Below are 271 nucleotides of genomic sequence, written 5' to 3' on the forward strand. Positions count from 1 at the left end.
CTGCCAGTAATGGAAGCTCATCTTCAGCGCGACTTCGATGCAGGACGAGCCGTTGTCGGCGTAGAACACCCGGTCCAGCCCCGCCGGGGTCATGGCGACCAGGCGTTCGGACAGCTCGATTACCGGCTGGTGGCTGAAGCCGGCCAGGATCACGTGTTCCAGCTGGTCGACCTGGTCCTTGATGCGCTGGTTGATGCGCGGGTTGGCATGGCCAAACACGTTGACCCACCAACTGCTCACGGCGTCCAGGTAGCGTTTGCCTTCGAAGTCT

1 protein-coding gene is annotated in these 271 nt (G+C 62.0%); it reads right to left on the reverse strand.

Translation table 11 applies throughout. From position 1 onward, the window contains the following. The coding region (locus SB765_RS29780; RefSeq protein ID WP_410932514.1) for an aminotransferase class III-fold pyridoxal phosphate-dependent enzyme at positions 1 to 271 on the reverse strand (271 nt) is incomplete at both ends.

Origin of the sequence: Pseudomonas sp. SIMBA_067, assembly GCF_046534675.1 — a bacterium.
Classification (GTDB): domain Bacteria; phylum Pseudomonadota; class Gammaproteobacteria; order Pseudomonadales; family Pseudomonadaceae; genus Aquipseudomonas; species Aquipseudomonas putida.